This window comes from Leeuwenhoekiella aestuarii (genome assembly GCF_004104055.1).
Taxonomy (GTDB): domain Bacteria; phylum Bacteroidota; class Bacteroidia; order Flavobacteriales; family Flavobacteriaceae; genus Leeuwenhoekiella; species Leeuwenhoekiella aestuarii.
The window spans coordinates 108143-134329 of the sequence record NZ_QOVJ01000006.1; the positions used below are offsets into that span (position 1 = coordinate 108143).

The 26187-nt window shown below is 37.2% G+C and carries 24 protein-coding genes; 5 read left to right on the forward strand and 19 right to left on the reverse strand.

The genetic code is table 11. The features are described 5' to 3' along the window. Positions 1-2: 2 nt before the first annotated feature. Genes DSM03_RS14555 through DSM03_RS14590 form a run of 8 tightly spaced genes read right to left on the reverse strand, consistent with a single transcriptional unit; the run spans position 3 to position 7922 of the window. Positions 3-998 (reverse strand): glycosyltransferase, encoded by a 996-nt coding sequence (locus DSM03_RS14555; RefSeq protein WP_128763278.1) that lies wholly within the window; start codon positions 996-998, stop codon positions 3-5. Further along, a complete protein-coding gene (locus DSM03_RS14560; protein WP_128763279.1) occupies positions 991-2154 on the reverse strand; it encodes a glycosyltransferase in 1164 nt (387 codons plus the stop codon). Before DSM03_RS14560 ends, DSM03_RS14555 begins: the two co-directional genes overlap by 8 nt. Beyond that, positions 2151-3068, reverse strand: coding sequence for a glycosyltransferase family 2 protein (locus DSM03_RS14565; RefSeq protein ID WP_128763280.1), 918 nt, complete (start codon positions 3066-3068; stop codon positions 2151-2153). The genes DSM03_RS14560 and DSM03_RS14565 overlap by 4 nt, the downstream gene beginning before the upstream one ends. Before the next feature lies 1 nt (position 3069). After that, positions 3070-4065 (reverse strand): glycosyltransferase family 2 protein, encoded by a 996-nt coding sequence (locus DSM03_RS14570; protein WP_128763281.1) that lies wholly within the window; start codon positions 4063-4065, stop codon positions 3070-3072. Between the two features lie 33 nt (positions 4066-4098). Further along, entirely contained in the window at positions 4099-5223 is a 1125-nt protein-coding gene (locus DSM03_RS14575; RefSeq protein WP_161568066.1) for a glycosyltransferase WbsX family protein, read from the reverse strand. Continuing rightward, the gene (locus DSM03_RS14580) at positions 5216-6058 is read right to left on the reverse strand and encodes a glycosyltransferase family 2 protein (RefSeq protein ID WP_161568067.1); all 843 of its coding nucleotides are present in this window, start codon (positions 6056-6058) and stop codon (positions 5216-5218) included. Before DSM03_RS14580 ends, DSM03_RS14575 begins: the two co-directional genes overlap by 8 nt. 2 nt (positions 6059-6060) lie before the next feature. Then, positions 6061-7041 (reverse strand): glycosyltransferase family 2 protein, encoded by a 981-nt coding sequence (locus tag DSM03_RS14585; RefSeq protein ID WP_128763284.1) that lies wholly within the window; start codon positions 7039-7041, stop codon positions 6061-6063. Next, on the reverse strand, positions 7008-7922 hold the full coding sequence (locus tag DSM03_RS14590) for a glycosyltransferase family 2 protein (RefSeq protein WP_128763285.1): 915 nt from the start codon (positions 7920-7922) through the stop codon (positions 7008-7010). The genes DSM03_RS14585 and DSM03_RS14590 overlap by 34 nt, the downstream gene beginning before the upstream one ends. A gap of 431 nt (positions 7923-8353) precedes the next feature. Between DSM03_RS14590 and DSM03_RS14595 the strand changes: the two genes are divergently transcribed. After that, positions 8354-9100, forward strand: a complete 747-nt coding sequence (locus DSM03_RS14595) for a hypothetical protein (RefSeq protein ID WP_128763286.1) — start codon at positions 8354-8356, stop codon at positions 9098-9100. Positions 9101-9143: 43 nt separating this feature from the next. Here DSM03_RS14595 and DSM03_RS14600 read toward each other — a convergent pair whose 3' ends face one another. The 6 genes from DSM03_RS14600 to DSM03_RS14625 all read right to left on the reverse strand — a co-directional run bounded on the left by DSM03_RS14600 (position 9144) and on the right by DSM03_RS14625 (position 17700). Next, the gene (locus DSM03_RS14600; protein ID WP_128763287.1) at positions 9144-9866 is read right to left on the reverse strand and encodes an O-methyltransferase; all 723 of its coding nucleotides are present in this window, start codon (positions 9864-9866) and stop codon (positions 9144-9146) included. Next, positions 9856-11136, reverse strand: a complete 1281-nt coding sequence (locus DSM03_RS14605; RefSeq protein ID WP_128763288.1) for an ABC transporter ATP-binding protein — start codon at positions 11134-11136, stop codon at positions 9856-9858. The genes DSM03_RS14600 and DSM03_RS14605 overlap by 11 nt, the downstream gene beginning before the upstream one ends. After that, positions 11136-11999: an ABC transporter permease gene (locus tag DSM03_RS14610; RefSeq protein ID WP_128763289.1), complete on the reverse strand. Its 864-nt coding sequence runs from the start codon at positions 11997-11999 to the stop codon at positions 11136-11138. The genes DSM03_RS14605 and DSM03_RS14610 overlap by 1 nt, the downstream gene beginning before the upstream one ends. Next, complete coding sequence (locus DSM03_RS14615) at positions 11999-14482, reverse strand: polysaccharide biosynthesis tyrosine autokinase (protein WP_128763290.1); 2484 nt, start codon at positions 14480-14482, stop codon at positions 11999-12001. The genes DSM03_RS14610 and DSM03_RS14615 overlap by 1 nt, the downstream gene beginning before the upstream one ends. Then, complete coding sequence (locus DSM03_RS14620; RefSeq protein ID WP_338068250.1) at positions 14483-15151, reverse strand: polysaccharide biosynthesis/export family protein; 669 nt, start codon at positions 15149-15151, stop codon at positions 14483-14485. 347 nt (positions 15152-15498) lie between these two features. Next, positions 15499-17700 (reverse strand): RecQ family ATP-dependent DNA helicase, encoded by a 2202-nt coding sequence (locus DSM03_RS14625; protein ID WP_128762492.1) that lies wholly within the window; start codon positions 17698-17700, stop codon positions 15499-15501. Between the two features lie 84 nt (positions 17701-17784). Between DSM03_RS14625 and DSM03_RS14630 the strand changes: the two genes are divergently transcribed. The 4 genes from DSM03_RS14630 to lptB are packed head-to-tail and all read left to right on the forward strand — an operon-like array spanning position 17785 to position 20804. Next, entirely contained in the window at positions 17785-18753 is a 969-nt protein-coding gene (locus DSM03_RS14630; protein ID WP_128763292.1) for a KpsF/GutQ family sugar-phosphate isomerase, read from the forward strand. Beyond that, a complete protein-coding gene (gene tatC, locus DSM03_RS14635) occupies positions 18753-19595 on the forward strand; it encodes a twin-arginine translocase subunit TatC (protein WP_128762494.1) in 843 nt (280 codons plus the stop codon). The genes DSM03_RS14630 and tatC overlap by 1 nt, the downstream gene beginning before the upstream one ends. Positions 19596-19640: 45 nt before the next feature. Then, positions 19641-20006 carry a carboxymuconolactone decarboxylase family protein gene (locus tag DSM03_RS14640; protein ID WP_128763293.1) on the forward strand — a complete coding sequence of 122 codons (366 nt, stop codon included), beginning with the start codon at positions 19641-19643 and terminating at the stop codon, positions 20004-20006. 57 nt (positions 20007-20063) lie between these two features. Further along, a complete protein-coding gene (gene lptB / locus DSM03_RS14645) occupies positions 20064-20804 on the forward strand; it encodes an LPS export ABC transporter ATP-binding protein (protein ID WP_128762496.1) in 741 nt (246 codons plus the stop codon). 621 nt (positions 20805-21425) lie between these two features. Here lptB and DSM03_RS14650 read toward each other — a convergent pair. The 5 genes from DSM03_RS14650 to DSM03_RS14670 all read right to left on the reverse strand — a co-directional run bounded on the left by DSM03_RS14650 (position 21426) and on the right by DSM03_RS14670 (position 26161). Further along, positions 21426-22691 carry a S41 family peptidase gene (locus DSM03_RS14650; protein WP_128763294.1) on the reverse strand — a complete coding sequence of 422 codons (1266 nt, stop codon included), beginning with the start codon at positions 22689-22691 and terminating at the stop codon, positions 21426-21428. A gap of 89 nt (positions 22692-22780) precedes the next feature. Beyond that, the gene (locus tag DSM03_RS14655) at positions 22781-23578 is read right to left on the reverse strand and encodes a LytTR family DNA-binding domain-containing protein (protein ID WP_128763295.1); all 798 of its coding nucleotides are present in this window, start codon (positions 23576-23578) and stop codon (positions 22781-22783) included. Between the two features lie 3 nt (positions 23579-23581). Continuing rightward, the gene (locus DSM03_RS14660; RefSeq protein WP_128763296.1) at positions 23582-24205 is read right to left on the reverse strand and encodes an NUDIX hydrolase; all 624 of its coding nucleotides are present in this window, start codon (positions 24203-24205) and stop codon (positions 23582-23584) included. A gap of 6 nt (positions 24206-24211) precedes the next feature. Next, positions 24212-25357 carry a DinB family protein gene (locus DSM03_RS14665; RefSeq protein ID WP_128763297.1) on the reverse strand — a complete coding sequence of 382 codons (1146 nt, stop codon included), beginning with the start codon at positions 25355-25357 and terminating at the stop codon, positions 24212-24214. A gap of 63 nt (positions 25358-25420) precedes the next feature. Next, complete coding sequence (locus tag DSM03_RS14670) at positions 25421-26161, reverse strand: CDP-alcohol phosphatidyltransferase family protein (protein ID WP_128762501.1); 741 nt, start codon at positions 26159-26161, stop codon at positions 25421-25423. Between the last annotated feature and the right edge of the window lie 26 nt (positions 26162-26187).

A 26187-nucleotide genomic window follows, 5' to 3' on the forward strand; every position in this document is an offset into this window, starting at 1 on the left:
AATTAGTAATGGTAGGTCTTTGGAATATAAAACTTAAAAATCTTCTTAATGATCTTTTTCTTAAGCTTAAAAACCCAACTATTTCTCAACTTGGGATATTCCATAGTATCAATCAGGTTCAAAGTTAGGTTTTCAGATTCACCTGATAACGCATCCAACATATCGTACATCCATTGTTCTGGAGAATTACCCATATGAAAAGCGCTGTACCTGCTAAGAGACAATCTAAAATATCCTGAAATATCAATTGGAAAATCGACATAATTTTCTTCTGAGTGATTTCCAACTTTTATGAAAGAGGGTTCAAACGGAACTGAACTAAACAATATATCCCTACGTAAAGTAAGCACTTGGTGATCGCTCCCAACTATGGCTTTTACACTTCCTTTATTTAATATGGGCCAAAGTGCATTTTGATTTATTTCTTTATGCCAATTTATACTCTCTAAAAACTTGTTATAATTTTCAAAATTTTCTGGAATTGGCTCAAATTCTAATTTATACTTTCCTTTAAGAATTGCTTTCTGAACAGAAAATGTTGCATAAGTTAATGAGCGACGACTTGGGTAAGGCGCGACCGAACCAGTCTCTGGAATTGAATTAAATATCTTGAAAGTATCTTGAACCCAATTTGTACCAAACAATATATCGCAATCAGTAAGTGTTATTAATGGCTCTCTAGACATTCGGGCTGCACCTATTTGAGCATCAATTTTACCAATATTATCTGCTAATAAAACTAAGCTTTCTATTTTTCCATCTTTGTGCAATTCAATCTGATACTCCTGTACTCTTTTACAAGAACTATTATCTACTACTGTAATTGCCGATGTTTTAGGTAGGGTTTTTATAAGAGATTTTATTGAAAGTTTGAAAACCTCAAACATTTCTGCATAGTAACCTTCAAGCTGAGGAATGTACACAACTGTGATAACCCTATGATTATAGGTGCTTTTAACCCTAGCATTCCTCTTTTGAGGGTTCAACCCATCACGCATCTTTTTTTATTATATATTCACTCTCTACCAAAGAAACTAATTGGGTTGATATATTTGCATATGAATGATTCTGCATATATAGGTTTCTATAATCATTTGATATCAAATTGACTTCGACATTTGTAAGCTTTTTTATGTAGGCACATATATTTTGAAAGTCTTCTTCATTTGAAAATTGAAAATCATGTTGAAGACTATTAAGCCTAGAAGTCATAGCTCCTACTCCATTGTGTATAATTATTCTTCCTGCAGCCATAGCCTCAACCCCGACTAATGGACCTGTCTCCCATTTAGATGCGATAATTACACAATGAATTTTTCTGTAAAATTGAATTAACTCATCATAATTTAAATGTCCTGTAAAGATAATTTTATTGTAACAAGCATATTGTTTTTTGAGCCTATTCAAATCAGGTCCTCTTCCAATAACATATAATTGATCATTCTTTGTTGATGATTTTAAAAACATCTTGATAACTAACTCTGTCTGTTTTATATGATAAACAGCTCCTATCACTGCAAATGTTTTTACAGTTGAGTTAAGTATCTCTAGTTTTAAAAAATCATTTTCTCTTGCTGTTGTCTGATCAAGATATCTTAATCCGACACCCAATTCTTGAACACTTTCCGTACAATTCTCTATAGAATGCAAAACTAATCCATCTACTTTTTTAAAAACAGGATTTAAAGCTTCTTCATTAATTTTATTAACTATTCTTACTAAACAAATTTTATTATATCGGTCAGTTAATTGTACAAAAGTCTGTTCATAATTTGAATGAAAGGATCCCATATAGATTAGAATATCACAGGAAACAAGCATCCTTTGTATTAATGCCTCAACTCGCTCACGATACCTAAAATGCTTTTTAATTACTTTATTTGCGACATAAAAGTAGGGACTTCCTTTAAAACCATTTTTGAGCCAAGCAAATAATGAGAAAAGTCGTATTGCTAAAGTTTCTTTATAGACCTCCAAATACAAAGACGTTACATTGGTTTTAAAAAAATCAAATACTTGGGATTTATTATCCAAATAAGAAGTAGAAAGTAATTGGACTTCATACCCCGCCTCTTCTAGGGCTTTTGCAAAAATACCTGATTCGATTTCTCTTCCTCCAACTTGGCCTATAGGACCAGCAATTAAAATTTTCATTTAAAAAACTTTCGACTATGTAGGTAAATTACAAACAAGAAACTGAAATAATACTTAAACTTAGTAATGACTTTTGTTTGCAAATCAACCGATGAATAAGATTCTAAATGATAATACAGAGACTTACTTTTTAACAATACAGCCATCCAACCAAAATATTTATAAAGTCGAGGAGTCATAAGCCCTTTTCTATTGAGTAAATCAATAATGCTTTTTGAGGCTTTTATTTTTGATTGAACCCGTATAGGGTTGCCTGTATAAAACTCCCCAGTATTGGAATGATTATGTTTTCGCCCATAATAAAGCGTTTTATCAATTGAGATACCGTTATTCCTCTCGGTAAGTATATTAGTATAGCATTCCCACTCTTCAGCATACAAGAGTTCTTCCTTGAAACGAATATCGTTAAAGCACTCTTTTCGCCATAATACTGAACAAGAATTAAAGGGTAATTCCTGAGTAATTAACTTACTATAATGTTTTAAGCCTTGAATAGGAAAACTATCTAATTTCTCAGAAGTGTCAAAAACCTTATCAAACTTCCCTTCGAAAACTTCCCGTCTATACCTACAAAACTTTAAATCTGGACGAGAGTGTATTTGATCTACGCAAAGTTTCAAATTTTGCGGATGAACAATATCATCATCATCAAAAAAAATAACGTATTCACCCTTAGCATGGTCTAGTCCTTTATTTCTGCAACCCGGAAGTCCCTTTTTATAGTTATGGTTTCTTTGAAAATAACGTATTCTGGAATCTCGCAAATAAGGCATTAAAACTTGTAAAGTATTATCCTCGCTTCCGTCATCTACTATTAATAATTCCCAACTTTTATAAACTTGATTAAGTATACTCTGTATAGTTTCCTCAATGAAATGGGCTCTATTATAGGTAGCCATTATGATAGAAACCATACTATACAAAGTTTCCTTTTAAACATTTTATTAGAATGTTTAAGGTTGTTTTATTGCTAAAATTCACTCCAAATAAGATTTCTGGTGTTCGAAATATTATTCGGAAAAGATTAGGTATATTTTGCAATTCTTTTTTAGAAAGTATTATTTCTCTAATTCTTTTGATCAAAAAGTATTTTACCATTTCAAAATCTTGGTTACTTTTATTACAATATGTCCTAAAGGTTTTTAGTATTACAGTTTTATTATCCCAGTAGAAAAAAAAACAGCGACTATTAGCTTTTGACAAAGAAGCTAAAAACTCTGCGATATTAGAAGGCCAGTCTTGTAATTTTGCTAAACTTAAGAACATCTTTAAAAGATTATTCTCATACTCAGATGAATAATCTTCATTGTACTGAATTGTGCTACTCAGACTTCTATTATGAATTCTATATTTATATAGATTTTGATTAACATGACCCATTTTAAAACTTGCAGAAGCTCTCAACCAAAAATCATAATCCTCTAGTAGAAAAAGAGATTCGTCATAAGGCTCTAAGTACTTATAGCTTGTATGCTTATAAAGGAACGAGCAACCAACAACATTTCCAAATAAAAGATTTTCAATAGGTCCTGCTTTCATGTATCTTACATTATCACCTTCTTGATCTATTATATCATAATCTGAAAAGATAATGTCTAAATCTTTTTCCTTTAATTCCGTCAGCAAAACCTCTAAGCAGTTAGTTTTTAAAATGTTATCGTGAGAGGTCCATGTTAAGTAGCTACCCTGAGCTATTTTATGACCTAGGTTTAAAGAGGCTGGTAATTTGAGATTTGCACTGTTATTTATAATTTTAATTCTACTATCTTCTTTAGAATTTACCTCTAAAATATCTTTAGTTTTATCTGAAGAAAAATCATTTACACAAATCAACTCAAAATTTTCATATGACTGCATAATAACACTGTTAAGAGCTTCCTGCAAATAGCTTTCCCCATTATATATGGGCATTATTACACTTATTAAATCTGCTTGTTTTATAACTTAATTCTTCTGCGTTAACTTTAATTCTTTAATTACCTTTAAAAAAGAAATACCAAACTCTTGATCAGGCTCCAAATAATTACCTTCTGCCCATTCGTTCCAAGATTTAATAATAATTATTTGTGGATTTTCTGGTTTGCTTTTTAAAATCCGTATCATATGATCCAAATGTTCTTTCCAGGCATTTGGTGTCGCATTCTTAAATATAAGGGACTTCTTTCCTGATCTTGGAGAGTTGTCCCAATTTGGAAAAGCGCAGGGAATATATTTTTTATGAGGTATATCTTGAGACAATAATTTCACCCCTTTTTTGTAATCAAATATTAAGGGGCGTCTTCGCTCGCCTATTTTATTGGTATAACCAATGAGGCTTTTATACTTCATTTCAATTCTATTTAAAAACGAGCCATTTTTAAACCAAGTGTCTTGGTTGTATCTCATCCTTCTAAATATATCAATACCTACTTGACCAAAAATAAATTCATTAGATTTAATGAAATCTATATTATTAACAATCGTAGCTACAAAATAAACTCCATTAAATCCTTCTTGAATAGCCCAAAAATTAAAAAGTTCTAGAAAATGCTCAAGATTTGGGATATCGTCTATTCGGTAAATATGAAACATGGGTTTGTTTCCTACTTTTATGTAGCGTTCATCCTTAAAAAAAGGTAATAAATAATCAAAATATTGTCTATAATCTAAGTCTTCCCCGTACTCCTGTTCTATGAGGATATCCGGACTTTCAACTCCATGCCATATTCCTTTCCAAGTTTCATTTGCCCAACAAAAACAAAAAGGAATCTTAACCTTTTTGTTTTCCAACATTTGCTCTGCTGGACGTTCAAGCAAATATTTATCACCTCCAAACCAATACTGGTAATAGATAAAACCATCTATACCATAATCCAACGCTAGCTCTGATTGTTTCTCTTGAATTTCCGGGAGTCTTAAATCATAAAAGCCAAAATCTGCAGGTAATTTAGGTTGCTTATGTCTTCGAAATAATGGTTTTGCTTTAGCTACATTTGTCCACTCAGTGAAACCTTTACCCCACCACTCATCATTTTCAGGAATTGGATGATATTGAGGTAAATAATAAGCTAGAAATCTTATTTCACTCATTTTTATGTAATTCGTCATACTTCGAAAATAGTGATAAGTGCAAAAATTTTCTAAAAAACAGATCTAGTACAAATTTCTTACTGTTAAACAACTTAAACTGTCGATCTTTTAAATAGAACATCGTTTCTTCAAGGTGTTTAAAAGATCCGTAATGTTTTACAAAAAAATCAGCATGTTTTATACTTAAATAGTTTAACGAATATTCCACTTGCTCTTTCGTCATTGCATTCAACATAGAGTTTGCTTTTTTTCTATAATAAAACAAAGCTTCCTTAATTTGAAAAACTTTACCTCCTCCTTTCAGTAAACCTATCCAGAAATCCCAATCTTCCCAGCCATAAATTAGATTTTTGTCATATCCTCCAACTTCAATCCAATCCACCTTTTTGAAAATTGCAGTACAGGGAATAATATTATTTCTACTTAATTTTCTTTGAGAGTATGAAGGTAATTCCCACATACCTTGATCATCTCCAAAAAACTCAGTTAACGTATAAACCAATTTAATGTCTAAATCATTGGAGAGGATTTCAAATGATCTGGATATAAAATTTTTATTAATCCGATCATCCGCATCTAATGGTAATATATATTTCCTCGTTGCAAAAGTAATACCTGTATTACGTGCAGTACTTAGCCCCTTATTTTCTTGATTTATGAGAAAAAAACGATTATCATTGGCAATTAACTCTTCAATAATAATTTTAGAATGATCAGTGCTTCCGTCATTGACTACAATACACTCCCAATCTGTATAATACTGATTTTTAACAGACTTTATGCAATCACTTATAAACTCTCCTTGATTATAACAAGGTATTATTATACTTACCACTTTTATATATGCACCTTAAAAGGTTTCAGATAAACATTTTTTTTTGTAATCGTTCCTAAAATCCATTTAACTGAGGCTAAAATTTTGGACTTTAACGAGTTATTAAAATAAACTAAGCTCATTATCAGATACAAATATGTTTTCATTCGAGTCTTGAAATCTTGAGTGTTAACACTCTTTAAAAGATATTGGTAAAGCAGTGTAAAGAGATAATATTTAGTTTCATTACTTATTAGGTGATTATAGTTCTTTAGTACCCAAAACCTCACAATTACGTTTGATAAAAATTTTTTAGGATTGTCCATTATACTATTTGACATGTTCCTTTCATGTTCACGAATTACAACTCCAATTCTATCAGAGGTTTTATATGACTCACCTAATGCTAGAATTCGAATATGATAATCATAATCCTGAGATTGGTATAACTGTTCATTGAAATAAATTCTATTCTTTTTTAAAAATTTTTTTTTCCAAAGAGGTGCCCCTGTTAACCAAAAGATTTTAAATTGGATATAATCATCAAGTGGATTTTGAGACACTAATTTTTGACATCTTAATCCTTGCGTTCTGTTTTCTTTCAAACTATAAATTTCTGATTGGCAAATCATAAAATTGGGCAGTCCTTTTTCTAATTCCTTTACGCCTTCTTGTAATTTATGACTTAACATCAAATCATCATCATCAAACCAATTCACATATTCCCCCTTACTCAACTCAAATCCATAATTCCTGCACGCATTAGCGCCTTTAGGGCGATCTTTGGGACGGTGATGGTATTGACATCGAGAGTCTTTCGCTACATATTCAGCCAGTAGCTTATCCGTACCATCCGTACTCCCATCATCCACAACGATACACTCCCAGTTAGTATAAGTTTGCGCTAATATCGAATCAAGAGTCTCCCTAATCAGATTCGCCCGATTATAAGTAGGGATTATTATGGAGACTAGACTTTTATTATTTTTCTTGTCTTTTTCCATAAATCTTTCATTAATTGATCTCTGAAAAAAAGAGAATTTAAAAAAATCACCTCTTTAAAACCTCCCTCTTTCAAACTACTGTAAGAGTAATTTTTACCTAAATTAATATAATGCTTAACATATTTCTTCTTGTAATTTTTAGTAATCAATTTTTTAATTAATTTCCAACTGCGAACTAAATCTAATGCTTTTTCTTTCGAGTTAACAATACTTGTTTGCTCATTCAAATGCATTCTATAGTAAGCCCCAGTATCTGGAGCAAATAATATTTTGTCGGCATTTAAAAAAATATTGGTAAAAAATAATCCATCTTGGTTAATCTTTAAATACTCATTCCAAGGTGATGAATTGACGATTAAACTTCGGGGAATTAGAAAGCAATGTAAAGGGTAAAAAGTACTATACCTTCCGTAGTCTTCAAGTAATTCAATTGGATTGTAATAATCTCTATAAATCTTTAAATCCTTCATAACTAGTTGATTACCATTGAAATCATACTTTCTATACCATTTACAAGTTAATACAGTATAAAAACTTTGATTTATTATTAAATTTACTTGAGCTTCTAGTTTATTTTCTTTTATGATATCATCACTATCCAACCATTGAATATACTCCCCCTGACTCAACTCAAACCCATAATTCCGACACGCATTAGCCCCTTTAGGGCGATCTTTGGGACGGTGATGGTATTGAAATCGAGAATCTTTAGCCACATACTCCGCAAGCACCTCATCCGTACCATCCGTACTCCCATCATCCACTACAATACACTCCCAGTGGGTATAGGTCTGCGCCAGCACCGAATCCAGGGTCTCCCCGATCAAATGCGCCCGGTTATAAGTGGGGATGATGATAGAGACTAAAGGTTGTTCATGCATAACTAAAAATCCTAAATACCAATTTTAATAGATTACCTCTGTAGGAGTACCCGTTTAAGCAGGCTGATCATTTCACAAACCTGCTTGCCAGGCCAAATCCTGAATCATTCAAACCTAATCGAGCTAAAACTCCATATATCCAACGGATACATTTCACATAACAAACCTGTAGCTACTCCGTAGCAAAGGCGTAGGTAAAGCGTATTATGCCTAAATCAAAAAAAACCTCACTCCGGCAAATCCGGCAGAATCGGCAGAATCGGCAGGAATGACCACTCCCAATTGCCTCAGCCTAAAAAGCAACTTAATTTCGGCTTTATAAATTCGTTTTAAGCACTGCATCCCTAAACGGTTTAGATCAACACCTACAAATTAGAAATGCAGTAACAAAACAAGGACAACTAAAACATGTATAACGTAATCAAACTACTATGGCTACACTCAAAGGCTTGATCAAAATAGAAGGCACCCTCGACGGCTTAACCTTCTACAAAGGAAAAAACGGCTATTTCATTCGCACCAAAGGCGGCATCAGTAAAAACCGTATTAATAACGACCCGGCATTCATCCGTACCCGGGAGAATGCCACCGAATTTGGCTTAGCGGCCACATCAGGTAAAATACTACGACAATCATTAGCGAAGCTTTTGCACAATACCCAAGACCCCACGTTGCCATCCTGCCTGATGCGTAAACTGATGTTGATCAAAAATCAGGACACCACCTCTCCAAGAGGGCAACGCAGTCCAGCGGTAGGCTTAACAACTCCTGAAGGCAAAGTGCTCTTGCAAAATTTTGATTGTAACGAAAATGCAATTTTGGCCCAAGTGCTTCGTGCCGACTATACAGTAAACACAACTACCGGCGAGATCAGTATTCCGGATTTCGTTCCCGGGACACAATTGGTCGCTCCTCCGGGAGCTACCCACGTCACCTTGCAATCGGCCTTCCTAAATTTAGATTTCACAACCGAAGCCCGAAATTTGCAACTTAGCGATCCACTCAACTTGTCCATCAACCTGACGCCCCATAACGTGACACTTGCTCCGGCTGCGGTTACAGGTTCAGGGGTTACGATGATTCTTTTACAACTTTCCTTTTTTCAGAAGATAAACGGGGTACAGTATCACCTCAATAATGGTGCGTTCAACACCCTCAACATTTTACGGGTGGTTTAATTTTTCAGCTAAGAAAGTCGGTTAAACACATAATCGGATTTCTTTATTCAAAGGCATAAGGACTAGCATCAAATTTGGACTCAGAAGCCAGAATTCCGTACCGCTTATATAAACTTAAATTCAGATTGCTTTCAGTTTTCCAGGTTTGAATAATTTCACGTTCCATGGGTCTACTGGTATCATCTAAGAACCATATAGTGCCGTTATGACTATTGTCCGTTAAAAAAGGATAAGCACTGTAACGGGCATAAGGCGTACTTCCACCAAAAGGTCCGTCTACTAACACAAAATCAAAAAGCGTGTCTCCTATTTCAGATTTTAAAATAGCAGTATCGTACCATAAATGTTGTTCTTTATAGGCCCATTCCTTGGAAACGTCCTTTAAAGGACAATAAAGGATCGTAACACTATCTGAAAGGCCTAGAGCATCAAGCTGGGCTTCCATGGCATTTTTCCAGGTGAGATCTGATTCAACGGAATAAAATATAAAATCATCTCCTAAGTTTTTTAGGGTTTGAGCTATATATAGCGTAGTGGCTCCGCTACCAAACTCAATAATCGTTTTGGCTTTTCTTATGTGTATAAGATTTAGGCAATGCACTATCGCTCTGGGGGTCATCGACCAACCCGTTTCCGGAATAAAATAAGGTCTTGGCAATAAATGCAAAAGTTTATTAGAAGCATAGAGCTGCTCTTGAGCATAAAGCATTTTTTTCTGATTGGCTCTAAGCTCATTAACAATACGCTTTATTTTTTTAAACATCATAAGACACCTTATAGTCGACTAAAATCTTACTTTGACTGGAAACTACTTCCTTAAAACCTTTGTAGAAAAACCCTTCAGCCACATCAAATTGAAAAGCATGTTTAGCCCAGTCTGCAACTGCTCCCTTATAAGTCAAATGCGTAGTCACCCAATACGAACCGGAATTAAGCGGTAACTTATCAAGACTAAACACAATTGTATTTGTAGTATTTGAACTTGCTTCTTCTGCTTGCATTTTAGTACTAAACCACAGTAACCTGTTACCGGTGATATCGTCTATACGAAAGTCAAGCCGCACATCTTTAATTTGATAATCTATAGCACTTTCAAGCTGAAAGCAAATATCTAAAGCTTTTCCGGTCGTTGGTTTTTGATAATGACCTCCATTTAAAAAGCGAACAGACGCTATTTTCACTAGACCGGTTCCGCTACGTTCAAAATCACTTATGGATATCCGTTCTGATGCGTTCTTCTGAATTCCTAAACTCAGATAATGCCCAACAGTATCATCCACCTTTCCATCAAAAATGGACGTCCCGTTTTCTAGTAAAAGTCCGCGTGTACACAGATTGCGAACACTTTCCATATTATGACTTACAAACAACACGGTTCTCCCTTCTCCCTGAGAAATATCCTGCATCTTCCCAATCGCCTTTTTTTGGAATTCAGCATCACCCACCGCAAGCACTTCATCCACAACAAGGATTTCGGGTTCCAAATGCGCAGCAACAGCAAAGGCCAAACGTACGGTCATCCCACTACTGTAGCGTTTGGTGGGCGTATCGATATAGCGTTCACACCCGGAGAAAGCAATGACCTCGTCGAGCTTTCGGGTGATTTCCGCCTTTTGCATCCCAAGTATAGCACCGTTTAAATAGATATTTTCCCGTCCGGTCAATTCATGGTGAAAACCCGTACCGACTTCAAGTAAAGAAGCAATTCGACCCCGACTTTTAATTATCCCGGTACTTGGTGCAGTTACCCGGGAAAGTATTTTAAGCAAGGTAGATTTCCCTGCACCGTTTTTTCCGATAATCCCCAGAACTTCGCCTTGTTTGACTTCAAAATTGATATCCTGCAACGCCCATACATAGTCCTCGGTTGACTTTTGACTTCGGTCATTTATCGCACCTACTTTTAAAAAGGGGTCTTCCTTGCCGCGTAACTTTGCCCAATTACGCTTAAAATCGTCACGTAAGGTTCCCGTACCCACAGTACCTAATCGGTATTGCTTGGAGATGTTTTCGGCTTTGAGGATGATGTCACTCATTAGATCGTATCAATAAAATTCCTCCCCGTACGATTAAAAACAATTAAGCCCACAAAAAAGACTACCAGACTCAACACACCGCAATATCCCAACAATACCCAGTTGAAAATCCCTTCCTGCAAAGTCATATATCGAAATGCTTCGATTAAAATCGCAATGGGATTCAATTCGATCAACCAGGCATATTCTGAAAGCGTTTTACTGTTTTGCACTTCAGCTATAGGGTACATCACTGCCGAAACATACATCAACAAGGTCGTAGCAAAACCGATTAAAATCCGGAAATCTCGGTATTTTGTGGTCAACGAACTGATCAACATCCCTAAACCTAAGCCCAAAACTGCCAGAATTCCCAATACCAACGGAAATAGCCACAACGTGATATCGGGGTGTAATGCGTAGCCGTTCAACACACAATACCCATAGAAACAAGCAAAGATCAACAACTGAATACTTAGTTTAAAAAGCGCAGAAATAGCCTGTGACATTGGCGTGATAATACGCGGAAAATATACCTTGGCAAACAAACTGGCATTACTGGCAAAGGTATTGGAGGTGTTATTTAAACATTGTGCAAAATAACTCCACATGGTGATCCCGGCTAAATTGAACAAAAAAGGAGGTGCTCCTCCTGTTGAAATACTGGCGATATTATTAAAAACCAATGTGAAAATCACTCCCGTAAACAGGGGCTGAATCAAATACCATAGTGGACCTAAAATGGTTTGTTTATATGCAGAAATAATATCACGGCGAACAAAAAGTATTAGCAAATCTTTATACCTCCAGATCTCCTTAAAATCAATGGCAAGCAGAGGTTGCTTCGCATTGATTTCATAAAGCCACTCTTCTTGCTCTTCCATTATTTTTCTAATTGGTCACTTAACCAACGACTGGCTTTTTGATACACGCTGCGACCTTTACTTAAAAGACCCTTAGATTTTGGCTCACGATACGCATCTCCGTATTTGCCATAAGCATATCCGTACTCATACCCATAACCGTAACCGTAGCCGAGCTTGCTTTTTGCACTAAAATAGTTCAGGACAAAACTGATATTATTGACTTCTTTCTTTTTGTATTTATCGTTAATCAGTCGCAGCATACCTTTTTTAGTATAGTGCTGCCTAATCACATAGAGTGTCGCATCTACATAATCATCCAACTCCAGTGCATCGGAAACCAATCCAACCGGTGGGGTATCTAAAATGATGTAATCGTATTTTTTCTTCAATTCTTCAATCATTACATCCATCTGATCACTCATCAGGAGTTCTGAAGGGTTAGGAGGAACAGCCCCGGCAAGAATCACATCTAAATGTGGAATTTTAGTTTGTTGCGTAATTTCATCTAATGAACATTCACCGATTAAATAATTCACCACTCCGGCATCGTTAGGCAAATTAAAGTCTCCAAATATTTTAGGTTTCCGCAAATCAAGCCCCACCAAAACGGTCTTGCGTTCGCTTAATGCAAACACACTGGCCAGGTTGATACTGCAAAACGTTTTTCCCTCTCCACTTACTGAAGAAGTGATTCGCACCGTTTTTGCTCCTTCAATATTTTGCTTTCTGTAAATAAACTGCAAACTGGATCTCAAACCCCGGAAAGACTCCGCTATTGCAGATCTTGGGTCTTCTATTACTAATAAATTACTTTTTGAAGTACTCTTCCCAATCGCCCCAAGCACAGGAATTGTTGAAAGTCTCTTAATTTCATTTGGATTTCCAATCTTCGTATCAAAAAAGAAAATTAAAAAAACAATAACCAGGGGCACAACCGTTCCACCTACAACAGCCATTACATAACTCACTTCAGTATTAGGCCCTATCGCTCCGCCTCCGGTATCTTTGGCTTCATCGATGATCACGATATCAGAAACATTTGCTGCTTTCACAATACCAGCCTGACTGCGCTTATCTAAAAAGACTCCATATGCCCCTTCTGTAAGATTGTATCTTCGTTGTATGCCAAATAACTGCTGTTGCTCTTGAGGAAGCTTGCGCATTTGTCCTTCTGTTGCAGCAATTTCGCTACGCACTTCCTGCAATTGACCGCGTAAAATTTGCTGGCTGGAAGCCATATTTTCAAACAAAACGGCTTTGATCGCATTGATCCGGCGATCTAGATCTTTAAATGCAGGATTATTTGGTTTTGCAGTGTAAGCAAGACGGCGACGCTCTTCTGCCAACTCAATAATGCTGGAAACACTTTGAGTTACACTTCCTTCGCCAATCCCGGTTATGGATGGAGCGGGAATGTCTGTCCCATAATCCTCTCGGGAACGTAAATACGTTTCTAAATCTTGATAATAGTTTAAACGCTGTTCGAGATTTTGCTTTTGTGCATCCAATTCGGTCACTTTAGCGATCAAACTTTCCTCACTACTGCCAATTCCTATACTGCTGTTCTCATCCCGAAATTTATCGAGCTCTTCCTGCACATTTTTCATCTCAACAGATTTCACTGCGAGACTACTATCTATGAATTGTATGGTCTTGGTGGCAAAAAGATTTTTACGTTCTAATTGGGTTTCAGCCAAAATACGCACTGAAGCATTTAAATAATCTACTAAACGGGCTTTATTACTTCCGGTGAGGCTTAAGCTAAGTATACTAGAACCTGATGGGGTCTGATCAATACCAACCCCCCGATACCTTCCTACAACCCCGTTAAAAGAATTGAATTTTATAAAATATTCTTTTCCAGGTTGAGCCGGAACTCCAGAGGGATTCAATTTAAAATTAAAATAGGGCAAGTTTACAGGATCCCCTAATACATATTCTTTTTCAAAAGATGCTGCTGGCAAGGGAATGGGCAGTTGCTCTTTGGTAGTATAGTTCTGAGCAGATCCTGATCCACCTTTAAAATCGATATGCAACGCGTAATGGGTGTCATCGGTAAAAACAACTGTGATCATTTTTCCCAACAACTGAGATCGCTCGGTATTTACATCTACCACAAACGGAGTTTGACCATAAATATCTTCAAGATGATATGCTCCTTGCTGTAAATAATCTACATAATATTGTAATTCTTCTACAACGCGTTCATTATGACTGCGAGAGCGTAACAAAATGATTGCGGTTTGCACTTTGTCCGTAGTACCGCCCCAATTAAACGTAAGACTGGTATTTGATGTGAAAAACGGGTTCTGATCATCTTTTACGGTGATCATAGTATTCATTCGGTAGACCGTTTGCCGTCTTACATTTTTATAATGAGCAATATAATAAGCAATCCCAATACAGATTAGAAATAGCGGCCACCAACTGATGATCTTCAGCAGGAAACCTCTAAAATCGAAAAAATTCTGCAGATCTTTTATTTCAAATTCATCTTCCATCTAAAGTCGCGCGAATAAAAGAATTGTTGTGGTTGCAAGAGTTAATATAGAAACCACAGTAGTTAAGGATTGTAAACCGGTCGTACCTAAACCTAATGATTTCTGTGGAAGCGGATTCACTAAGATCACATCATTGGGCTGAATATAATAATACGGAGAATTCAACGCTTCTATTTGGGTGAGATCTATATGATGAATTTTCTTTCCGCCGGGATATTGACGAATGATCAACACATCGGTACGATCCCCATATTCTGTAATATCACCACTATTTACTATGGCGTCAAATAGTGAAAGCTGTTCTACCAGTTCTACTTTAACACCGGGTCCTCCTACCTCTCCACCTATTGTGTATTTAATTCCTGCAAGTTTAACGGTAACAAATATGTTTGCTTCTTCAGTGAAATAATCGTCTAATAATCTCTTTTCGATTAGGGCTCTTATCTCTTCCGTTGTATATCCTAATACGTGAATTTCTCCTAAGGTTGGCAAGCGTATAGCTCCATGGCGGTCAACTGCAAAACCATCATAATAATAGCCTTCTCCCAAACTATTACCTTCCGCTTCTGCCGTTTGCGGATTGAATAAAGCAACCAATTCCTGATCAAGTGCTTTAACCCGTATACTCAACACATCATTGGTTTGTACACGATATGGTGGCTGCTGCAAATTGACCTGAATTAAACTGTCTTGTGCGGACTGGGACTCTTGTAGATACGTAAGTTTTTTAGTTGAAATACACGAACTCAAGGTAGTCAGGAAGACTAGAATCGATAATCTGAGTACGATCGATGTATCCGATAGCCTGAAAAAGACTTGAAAAAAGGAATAGCTCCGCTGACTTATGTCCCATAATGAAGGGAAAAGTAGCTTATTTGTAGGAATTTTCATATTAAGTTGGGGTTGCAACTACGACAAATATATCGTTTAACAATTAATTATGAAATAGAAAAGAGGCTAAACTTCAACGAAGTTAACCTCTTCAGTAAATTATTTTAATCAGAAATTGCAAACAGCTAGTTGGCAACTTCACTTATAAACTTTATCCGGTAAAGACGCAATTCATCTTCGTCATAATCCCCGTCAAATTCATCAAGTGCCGCTTCTATTTTATCGGACTCAGCTTCAAGGAAGTATTCGTGAAGTTCTTCCTGTTGATCTTCGTCAAGAATATCTTCTATCCAGTAGTTTATATTCAACTTGGTACCGCTGTAAACAATAGCCTCCATCTCCTTTACAAAATCAGGCATTTCCAAACCTTTAGCTGATGCAATATCGTCTAACGGCAACTTTCGGTCAACATTCTGAATAATATATAACTTTAAGCCACTATTAGACCCCGTAGATTTTACAACAAGGTCGTCTGGCTTCAGAATATCATTTTCCTCAACATAGGCTGTTATTAATTCTATAAACTCGCGTCCATACTTCTTGGCCTTACCTTCACCCACGCCAAATACATTTGCCATTTCTTCAATGGAAGTAGGATATTTTATCGCCATATCCTCTAAAGAAGGATCCTGAAAAACAATATAAGGTGGCACTCCTTTACGCTTACCTACCTTTTTACGTAGATCTTTTAGCATGGCTACCAACTTAGGATCTGTACCTCCTCCGGGTTTTACTATACGCTCTGCAGGCGCATCGTTAGCCTCTTCAAAAGCATGATCTTCAGTCATCATAAAAGACTCAGGTTTAGAGACAAATTCTTTACCTTTTTTCGTCAATTTGATAACCCCATAAGTTTCTATATCTTTCTTCAAGTATCCTGCAACCAGAACCTGACGCAATAAAGCTTTCCAATAAGAAGGTTCTTTGCTTTTCCCTATTCCGAAATAAGAGTCACTATCTGTTTTATGTGAGGAAATAATCGCGTTAGATTTACCAACAAGTGTAAAAACCAATTCTTTTCCTTTATAGATCTCGCCGGTTTTCCCAACTACTTCAAGAAGCTTTACGACATCTTCTTGAGCTTCGTGTTTTTTCTTAGGATTACGTACATTATCATCAAGGTCTCCCCCTTCACCGGTCTCGTTATCAAACTCCTCCCCAAAATAATGCAAAATAAATTTCCGCCTCGACATTGAGGTTTCTGCATAAGCTACAACCTCTTGCAAGAGTGCGTGACCAATTTCTTGCTCGGCGACCGGTTTACCGCTCATAAATTTTTCAAGCTTCTCAATATCTTTATAAGAATAATAAGCAAGACAATGCCCTTCTCCGCCGTCTCTTCCGGCACGACCGGTTTCCTGATAATAACTTTCTATACTTTTAGGAATATCGTGATGGATCACAAAGCGCACATCAGGTTTATCAATCCCCATTCCAAATGCAATGGTAGCCACCACCACATCAACATCTTCCATCAAAAACATGTCTTGATGCTTTACGCGTGTTTTGGCATCAAGCCCTGCGTGATACGGTACAGCCGAAACACCATTAACCTGTAAAACTTGAGCTAACTCTTCAACACGCTTTCTGCTTAAACAATAAATGATTCCGCTTTTACCCTGATTTTGCTTTACAAAACGAATGATATCCGCATCAACATTCTTAGTCTTAGGTCGTATCTCATAATACAGGTTAGGTCGGTTAAATGATGCTTTAAAAGAATTAGCTTCTGAAGTCATCCCCAGATTCTTCATAATATCTTCTTGCACCTTTGGGGTTGCGGTAGCAGTTACTGCGATGATAGGAATAGCATCCCCTATACGCTTTATGATTTGTCTCAGGTTGCGATATTCTGGTCTAAAATCGTGCCCCCATTCGCTAATGCAATGGGCTTCATCAATAGCAACAAAACTTATTTTTTGAGAGCGCAAAAACTCCACATGCTCTTCTTTGGTCAACGATTCCGGAGCTACATAAAGAAGCTTGGTTATTCCATTAGAAATATCTTCTTTAACCTGTTTTATCTCTCCCTTAGTAAGTGAAGAGTTGAGTACATGGGCAATACCGTTTTCTTTAGAAATACCCCGTAGCGCATCAACCTGATTTTTCATCAAGGCAATTAAAGGACTAACTACGATTGCAGTGCCTTCTTGTATCAATGCGGGTAATTGGTAGCAAAGCGATTTACCACCACCGGTAGGCATAATCACAAAAGTATGTTTTCCCTCAACAATGCTTTTTATAACATCTTCCTGTAAGCCCTTAAATTGACTAAAACCAAAATATTTTTTAAGGGACGCGTGTAAGTCTATTTCTTCTGAACTCATTAAAGCTTATTCAAATTTGCATACATTTGTATTCTAAATATAATAAATTCTACAGCACTAACAAACGGCTTAATCTTATATCTTTTGAATACTTACAAGCAGATTTTAGACAGCGCCAAGCGAACCATCACTTTGGAGCAAGAAGCTGTTGCCAATCTCAACGCACTTATTGATCAAAACTTTGCTAAAGCTGTTTTATGCATTTATAACGCAAAAGGCCGGGTGATTATTTCCGGAGTTGGTAAAAGTGCAATTATAGCACAAAAAATAGTAGCTACTTTAAATTCAACCGGTACACCTTCCGTTTTTATGCACGCTGCAGATGCAATACACGGCGATTTAGGCACCATCCAAAAAGATGATGTGGTGGTTTGCCTCTCGAACAGCGGCAATACAGCTGAAATAAAAGTACTCATCCCACTTATAAAAAATCAAGAGAATACAGTCATTGCAATGACTTCTAATAAAGATTCTTTTTTAGCAAAAAATGCAGATGCTCTTATTCTGGCGTATGCCGAGAAAGAGGCGTGTCCACATAATTTAGCACCTACCACCAGCACAACAGTTCAACTGGTTATGGGAGATGCCTTAGCGCTGGCCTTATTAGATTTACGCGGATTTTCTAAAGAAGATTTTGCGAAATACCACCCCGGGGGAGCACTGGGCAAAAAAATGTATTTACGTGTTAATGAATTGATCACACTTCACGACAAACCGGAAGTAAGTCCAGAAACACCCATAAAACAAGTAATAGTTGAAATCTCTCAAAAAAGATTGGGGGTAACTGCGGTAACCAAAAATGGTAAAATTGTAGGTATCATAACAGACGGTGATATCAGACGCATGCTAGAGACTAATGATGTACTTTCAAATCTTACAGCAGCAAGCGTAATGAGTAAACAACCAAAGACAATAGACGTCAATGCAATGGCAACAGCTGCGCTAGATGTTTTAGAAAAAAATAGCATAACGCAACTCTTAGCAGTTGATAGCTCTAATAATTATGCAGGTGTGGTACATTTGCACGATTTAATTAAAGAAGGAATTATATAATGGCAAAAAGAACACAAGTAAATCCGGACGAAATGTCCTTTTTAGATCATCTTGAAGAATTGAGATGGCATCTTATACGAGCAACTCTGGCAATCGTTATTGTTGGCGTTGTCGCTTTTATATTTAAAGACTTCATTTTTGACGATATCATTTTCGCTCCGGCCAATGCAGATTTCGTATCCTATGACTTCTTATGCAGAATCGCTAATGTATTCGGTTCTGATAAGGGCTGTGTCAACGAAATGAATTTTACCATTCAGAACCGTACAATGGGTGGACAATTTAACGCTGCCATCTGGACTTCAATTATTGTAGGGGTTGTTGTTGCATTTCCTTATGTGATTTATGAATTCTGGAAATTCATCTCTCCGGGCCTATATGAGAAAGAGCGTAAAAACTCAAGAGGGTTTATCATTATATCTTCACTGCTGTTCTTCACAGGAGTACTTTTTGGCTACTACATCATCGCTCCACTTTCTATAAACTTCTTAGCTAATTTCACTGTTGGTGATATGGTTAAAAATGAGTTTGATATTGGTTCTTATATTGGCTTAGTTCGTGCCAGTGCACTTGCAGCCGGACTTATTTTTGAGCTACCTATTATCATTTACTTCTTCACTAAAATTGGTTTGGTAACTCCAGAGTTTTTAAGAAAATACAGAAAATACGCACTCATCATTGTGCTGGTTGTTTCTGCAGTAATTACCCCTCCGGATATCTCTACACAGGTAATCGTATCAATCCCAATCCTTATCTTATATGAGGTTAGTATTCTAATTTCTGGAGTAGTGGTACGTAGAGAAGCACGCGAACTAAAACGCACTCAGAAAGGCAAAAATTAAATCTCGGAAAACGAGAGACTACAATAACGATAATACCCCACAACTATGTCAGAAAAGACTTTAAATCAGGTTGAAGAATTCAATACATATCGCGCTAAAATGAATGAAAAAATTCTTGGCGATAAGAATAAGATCATCAATCGCATCTTCAACCTAGACACCAACGCTTTTGCTCCGGGAGCTTTAGATGTAAAAACTAAAGAACTTTTAGGTCTGGTAGCCTCTACCGTTTTACGCTGCGATGACTGTGTACGCTACCATTTGGAAAGCTGCTTTAAAGAAGGAGTCACTAAAGAACAAGTGATGGAAACCTTAAGCATCGGCACATTAATTGGTGGTACAATTGTAATCCCACACTTACGCCGCGCATACGAATACTGGGAAGTTTTAGAAGAAAGTGCCGCAGAATAATACTGGAGTCTAAAAATCAACGTTTTTTAAGTGTTGATGAATCTATAAAATGATCACATGAAACTACGAGCAGAAAATTTAATGAAATCCTATAAAGGCCGAAAGGTTGTAAAAGGAATCACTGTCGAAGTAGAACAAGGAGAAATTGTGGGACTTTTGGGACCTAATGGTGCCGGAAAAACGACTTCATTTTATATGATCGTAGGTTTGATAAAGCCTAACGGAGGAACTATTTATCTGGATAATAAAGATATTACCAAATACCCGATGTACAAACGGGCTCAAAATGGTATTGGTTATCTGGCTCAAGAGGCTTCAGTTTTTAGAAAGTTGAGTATCGAAGAAAATATTCTCAGCGTACTGCAAATGACTAAACTGAGTAAAAAAGAGCAATTGGCTAAAATGGAAGAACTCATTGATGAGTTTAGTCTGGGACACATTCGTAAAAGTCGCGGAGATTTACTTTCTGGTGGGGAGCGCCGCCGTACCGAAATTGCACGTGCGCTTGCCACAAATCCAAACTTTATTTTGCTTGACGAACCTTTTGCCGGAGTTGACCCGGTCGCCGTAGAAGATATTCAGCGAATTGTAGCACAATTGAAACAAAAAAACATCGGTATCCTCATTACCGATCACAACGTTCAGGAAACCTTAGCTATTACCGATCACACCTACTTAATGTTTGAAGGAAGCATTCTAAAACATGGTATCCCTGAAGAATTAGCTGCTGACGAGATGGTACGTAAAGTATATCTGGGACAAAACTTTGAGCTGCGTAAAAAGAAACTGTTTCAGTAGGTAAATATTCCTATTGCTTCATTTTACTCAATTTTTCTTTTTCTAAAAGCTCTAGCACGAATACGCCCAGTCTAAGTTCTAAGTTCATTTTATTTCAAGTATTCAGGATGCTTTATTTAAAGCTAAACCATGCTTTTCTTAAGTATGCGCCATCGATCTGAAAGCTACATTCAGATTACCTATTAAGCGCAATCAGTTTATAAAAGGTCCATTCTAACCCCTTCCAACATCCCCTGATCATCCTAGGATTCTTTTACTCAATGCCTGTGTGCAACCACACTCCAACCACACTTTACCACATTTTTAGTGGGTGATTCTGGTCTGACTGTAGTATCAGAATGATTACATTAGGAAGCTGCTTGGTAGATACTATAGTAGATCAGCAATCATCGCGGGATCAGAAAAATGTCGTAATGATTCAAACTGCATTGACCCAGCCGGTTTTGTAGCGTAAAGCTTAGAAACAAGTTTACCGTGTTAAAGGAAAAGAACCAAACAACAGCCACGGATTGGTCTCGACGAAACATTCCGCCATATAATTTGAGCTCTATTGTTGATTATTTTTCAAAAAGGGTTCTTCCTTGTATATACGCCCCTCCATAAATCCAAGTTTAGCTTCGCTTACTCCATTTGCTGGTGAATAATGTTTCGGGTTTGTTGAAGCCAGTCTGCAGAATAATCGAGATAAACATCTGGCGCTACTCCCACTCCTTCGTAAGGTAAATACTCACGGTGCCTCTTGGACGAAAGGTATACTTTAAAAAAGTTGCTGGGGAGTATTGAAATATCTCCTTTCAACTCATAGGCAATTGCTCCTTTGGTTCGGTCCCCCAAAATGGTTGCTGCTTGTGCTTTTTTAAGCCTGACTGCAAACTGCTCCGCATTACTCCCGGTATTTTGATTGACAAGTACAAACAATTGCGTGTCGTTTTTAAGGTTTTCTAAAATTTCAAATAAAATATCTGAGTTGCGATCGCCGCCGCCGCCATTATCCCTTAAATCAACAATGAGATTACCTGCAATAGTTCGTTTTTTAAGTTCCTCATAAAATTTTTCAGCTTCACCCAAAACCGGATAAAACCCACTAAAATCTCCTGCTTTAATATAACTCACCTCCGTATTTAATTGCTCGAAATGATAGGTGTTATCAGCAAAAGCTGCTCGCCAATTGCTGATTTGAGTCGTATCTTTTTTGAGGCTTAAACTCATAAATTCCCCATTCTTAAAACCCGTAGTTATTGGGACAGGAGTTTTGGTAGTATAACTACCTATTACCGCAAGAGCACGATCCTTCCCATTCAGTTTGAGAGTTCCGAGTTGCTCGCCTTCTTTCCAGAGCGGAAGGTCTGATCGCAATACGATCATTTTATAATCATCAGAGAAATTATTCTCCACGACCCCAATCTCCAGGCTTCTACCCGCGTGATAAATTCCTTCAATTTCTTCAATGCCCTTGTTGGAAAGGTTATTCTGCAATGTCTCAAGATTGCCGGAAAATTCAGGGTACATCTGAAACAGAGCGGTTTCTTTAAATGCTGCCAATTTACCCTCATCTTTAAGCATTTCTGCATCAGATTTTGCATTTCCGTACACAATGCTATGCCGGTCAATGATCAGTTGCACAGTTTCCACCAGCAACAAATAGCAATCGAAAAGAGGCATTTTTGAAGTTACTTTAGAGGCAATTGGACTTAGTTTTTGATCAAACAGCTTTTTAGCTCCTCTAAAATCATTTTTATAGGCCGGACTTTTCTTAATCTTTTTGACCAGAAAATTCAAATCCTGTTTGCAATCGCAGGTAGCTTCTTGCGCCATTAATGAACAAGTAGAAAGCAGAATTAAACATAAAAAATAAAGCGAAATTTTAATTTTAAGAGCAGTCTTCATCGGTTTGTGTTTTAAAAGTTTGATGAGACAAATCTAGAAAGCGATTTTAAGCAAACCGCCTGTTTATAAGTGTTTGGGGCGAAATACCACTAGTTTGTGGTGAAATTAAGCGCGGCTTTTACTTCAGGGAGATAGGTTTTTGAAACCGGGCATTGCAAATCGTGAATCATTGTGATTTTAAACTTACCATTTTCTGAATTCACATATTTATACTGATCGGGATTGATCAAAAACGAACGATGCACCCGAAGCAATTGTGGTAAATCTGAAGCTACAGCACTCAGCGTATTTCTGATTAAATACTTCTTAATCCCATTGTCTTCGGTATAGATCACCTCAACATAATTATCTGCACTGGTAACCATAATAAGTTGGTTCCAAACCAATCGAAAGCCTTCGTAATTACCCGATCCCGCAATGGTAACTTTTTGCTCTTCTTCTCTTTTTTCAAGGTAACGCCCCAGCCCATATCTCCCGACTGCAACAATGGGTAAAAACACCAAAAGCGCCGGAATATAAATAGCTGTTATAAAATAAGACAGCGTATACGGGTTAGGTTCAAAAGGAACTACAACAAAGAGGTACACCATACGCACCAATACCAGTCCCAAAAGCGAAAAAGCTAGCAGCATCAATAACTCAGAACTTAATTTCCAGCTTTGGGAATGATAGGCATAGAGCCAGGATTGTAAGGGTAAAAGCACGAGGTAACCCAAAGATGCTACAAAACTGTAAGTAGGCAAAAAAATCAATTTCTCTTTAAATCGCAACTCCCCCACATCAAGGGGCTCCGAAAAAAAGAGAAACAGAAAAACCCACAGGAATAATCCCATGGCAATGATAAAATGTCGCTTTAAAACCGGATCAAATGGGTATTTAGCCTTCATATATTAGTCAAAATACACAGGATTATCATCCTGTGCAATTTTAACCAACTTTACCAGCTGTTCTTCAAGGATGCGGTCTGCAGATAATTCCGGGAGCTTATGCATATCAAACCAGTCTACACCTCCAATATCAAAATTGGGGTCAAAACTACCTTCCTGTATTTTACACAAAAAGCACAGTTTATACACATAATGGGTTTGCGGTGGATGCGGATAGTTACGCTTATCCAAAACTGCTAGCAAACGTATTACTTCAGCTTTAAAACCGGTTTCCTCTTCTATTTCTTTCAAGACATTTTCAGCAGGTGTTAAACCAACATCTGCCCAACCTCCGGGCAGGGTCCATTTATGATCTACGGTCTCCTGCACCAGCAAAACTTGATTTTGGTCATTCAGGATTAAACCACGGACGTCTACTTTTGCGGTTGGATAATCTTGCTCTGGAAGGAAGAAATCTTTTAATTGATCAACAGGTTTATCAGAAACAATACTCATCATTTCTAATGCCAGCGATCGTAATTCTTCATAACGCTCAGCATCATAATTCTCTTTATTGAAAACAAGACCCGCTTCTGCCAGTGACTTTACTTGCTTGATCTGATTGAGAAGATTTTCTGAAATATCCATTCACACTTAATTTTTGATTGTTTCTGAAGGTAGTATTTCTTCAACTTTTTCCTCAGGCTTAATACGCTTTTGAAGCAGTAAAATTTGCCCTAAGTGACTTGACTGATGTTCCATCACATGAAACCAGCCGTAAAAATTGGTCATTCCCGCTCCGGGAATTTCTTCCTGTAGCCAGGCATCATCACGCTTGGCGAGTTCTTTTTTAGTTTCAGCCCGCACTTCATTATAAATATCTAAATAATAACCGACCTCGTGACCTTTAAATGCTTCTCTTCCACTAGCTCCCAAATCTAAAGCAGAGCCCCATTTTTCTTCTTCTTCTTTGTTGAAAAAACGACCTTCAAAAGTCATTACCTGATACAATTTTTCGGCAGCAGCCAAATGCATAATCAATGCACCTATGCTGTTTGCTTTTTCGTCCATCAAATAATCCAATTCATAAACGGAATGTTTTTGTACCGAACCTTCAACCCGCTCTTTCATCGCGTCAAGCATACTGACTAAAACGCCCATCTGTGGCGTGTAGCCGTCTTCAGCAACAATTTCCATAGGTCGCGGTGGAGTTACGCCGCGGCCTTTTATTAAAATGGCCTGAGTGCCTGCGGTGGAATCTTCCGTTACCTGAGGATCATATTCTTTAATTTTAAGTTGCTCTCCTTCCACGATACCACTACTCCAGCCGCTTAACGGATTCTTTGTTGTACTCAGTTCAAAAGAGGCATTTTGAATAGGCGCTTCCACAAAATTCCCGTTTTCGTCTTGGATAAGCAGTTTAAGATCATCAAAATAGAAATCTCCATTTCGCATACACAACCCACCAATACTTAAGGTTTTTGCTTCTTGATCAAATGATCCTTCAATGGTATACGCCTTCCAGTTTTCTGAAGTAGCCGGGCGATCCATCATATTATCAAAAAAGCCGGTTTCTTTGTTTTTATTGTCTACGCGCGCCCACAATCCTGCTACGCCTTCGGGATCTTCTGTAATTACTTTAATTTTTCCGGTAAGCTTAAAGTCCACTTCTTTATCAGCCTGCACGTCAATAGTCTGAGTAAAAGAAGTCCAGCTTCTTGAAATTGCGTCTTGAGCACTGGCAGGAATCGAAATAGCCGTAAATAACAGAAAAAGGAGTCTGGTAGTTTTGAATTGCATGGTTGTTCAGGTTTTGGTTCCCTTAATAGACCGGTAAACATGTTAAACGTTACAAAACCAGTCTTAAACCCGGTTTCTCGTCACTAGTGACAGCAGTACGTAAAGTATGATTATAAGCGGAATTGCCAGAAAAGTGAGCCAGAATAATAAAATTAAGGCAAGCAATAAAAACCCATAACGCACTTTATTTTCAGCAAATCCCCAGCTTTTAAATTTCAATGCAAAAAGCGGAATTTCAGCATTCAACATATAGCAACTCAAGACTGTTAATCCCAACAAAAACCAGGTGTTTGTAATCAAACTTTCGGCAAGTTCAAAATCCTGGAATTGTACAATAAGCGGTAAACTCAAAATCAGCAACGCATTTGCCGGAGTCGGCAATCCTATAAAAGAAGTCGTTTGTCTGGTATCTATATTGAACTTAGCCAACCTAAATGCCGATGCCAGCGTGATCGCAAAGCCTAAAAACGGAATAAAAGAAATACTTTCCCAGGACATTCCGGCTTCTACCCAGCGTTCACCGGTATTCCAATGCTCCAGTTTATGCAGCATCTGAAACATCACCATTCCGGGCACCACCCCACTCGTCACAACATCTGCCAGCGAATCTAACTGCAGTCCGAGTTCGCCTTCCACTTTAAACATACGAGCAAAAAACCCATCAAAAAAATCAAAAAACACGCCGAAAACCACAGCATATGCCGCATAATCCAAATGACCGGTTGCTGCAAAAAAAGCTCCAAGCATTCCACAAAATAGGTTGGCCATCGTAAAGGCATTTGGGATATAGCTTTTTATATTCATCGTGTTTAAAATTTTATAGTGTTTCT

What these genes read in the sequence shown, in the direction of transcription:
- DSM03_RS14570 (WP_128763281.1), bottom strand. Translation starts at nt 4,065, where the DNA reads ATGCCCATATATAATGGGGAAAGCTATTTGCAGGAAGCTCTTAACAGT.
- tatC (WP_128762494.1), top strand. Translation starts at nt 18,753, where the DNA reads ATGGCAAAAAGAACACAAGTAAATCCGGACGAAATGTCCTTTTTAGAT.
- DSM03_RS14650 (WP_128763294.1), bottom strand. Translation starts at nt 22,691, where the DNA reads ATGAAGACTGCTCTTAAAATTAAAATTTCGCTTTATTTTTTATGTTTA.
- DSM03_RS14660 (WP_128763296.1), bottom strand. Translation starts at nt 24,205, where the DNA reads ATGGATATTTCAGAAAATCTTCTCAATCAGATCAAGCAAGTAAAGTCA.
- DSM03_RS14590 (WP_128763285.1), bottom strand. Translation starts at nt 7,922, where the DNA reads ATGCATGAACAACCTTTAGTCTCTATCATCATCCCCACTTATAACCGG.
- DSM03_RS14600 (WP_128763287.1), bottom strand. Translation starts at nt 9,866, where the DNA reads ATGATGTTTAAAAAAATAAAGCGTATTGTTAATGAGCTTAGAGCCAAT.
- DSM03_RS14670 (WP_128762501.1), bottom strand. Translation starts at nt 26,161, where the DNA reads ATGAATATAAAAAGCTATATCCCAAATGCCTTTACGATGGCCAACCTA.
- lptB (WP_128762496.1), top strand. Translation starts at nt 20,064, where the DNA reads ATGAAACTACGAGCAGAAAATTTAATGAAATCCTATAAAGGCCGAAAG.
- DSM03_RS14565 (WP_128763280.1), bottom strand. Translation starts at nt 3,068, where the DNA reads ATGGTTTCTATCATAATGGCTACCTATAATAGAGCCCATTTCATTGAG.
- DSM03_RS14640 (WP_128763293.1), top strand. Translation starts at nt 19,641, where the DNA reads ATGTCAGAAAAGACTTTAAATCAGGTTGAAGAATTCAATACATATCGC.
- DSM03_RS14585 (WP_128763284.1), bottom strand. Translation starts at nt 7,041, where the DNA reads ATGGAAAAAGACAAGAAAAATAATAAAAGTCTAGTCTCCATAATAATC.
- DSM03_RS14595 (WP_128763286.1), top strand. Translation starts at nt 8,354, where the DNA reads ATGGCTACACTCAAAGGCTTGATCAAAATAGAAGGCACCCTCGACGGC.
- DSM03_RS14625 (WP_128762492.1), bottom strand. Translation starts at nt 17,700, where the DNA reads ATGAGTTCAGAAGAAATAGACTTACACGCGTCCCTTAAAAAATATTTT.
- DSM03_RS14555 (WP_128763278.1), bottom strand. Translation starts at nt 998, where the DNA reads ATGCGTGATGGGTTGAACCCTCAAAAGAGGAATGCTAGGGTTAAAAGC.
- DSM03_RS14560 (WP_128763279.1), bottom strand. Translation starts at nt 2,154, where the DNA reads ATGAAAATTTTAATTGCTGGTCCTATAGGCCAAGTTGGAGGAAGAGAA.
- DSM03_RS14575 (WP_161568066.1), bottom strand. Translation starts at nt 5,223, where the DNA reads ATGAGTGAAATAAGATTTCTAGCTTATTATTTACCTCAATATCATCCA.
- DSM03_RS14655 (WP_128763295.1), bottom strand. Translation starts at nt 23,578, where the DNA reads ATGAAGGCTAAATACCCATTTGATCCGGTTTTAAAGCGACATTTTATC.
- DSM03_RS14610 (WP_128763289.1), bottom strand. Translation starts at nt 11,999, where the DNA reads ATGGAAGAGCAAGAAGAGTGGCTTTATGAAATCAATGCGAAGCAACCT.
- DSM03_RS14665 (WP_128763297.1), bottom strand. Translation starts at nt 25,357, where the DNA reads ATGCAATTCAAAACTACCAGACTCCTTTTTCTGTTATTTACGGCTATT.
- DSM03_RS14605 (WP_128763288.1), bottom strand. Translation starts at nt 11,136, where the DNA reads ATGAGTGACATCATCCTCAAAGCCGAAAACATCTCCAAGCAATACCGA.
- DSM03_RS14615 (WP_128763290.1), bottom strand. Translation starts at nt 14,482, where the DNA reads ATGGAAGATGAATTTGAAATAAAAGATCTGCAGAATTTTTTCGATTTT.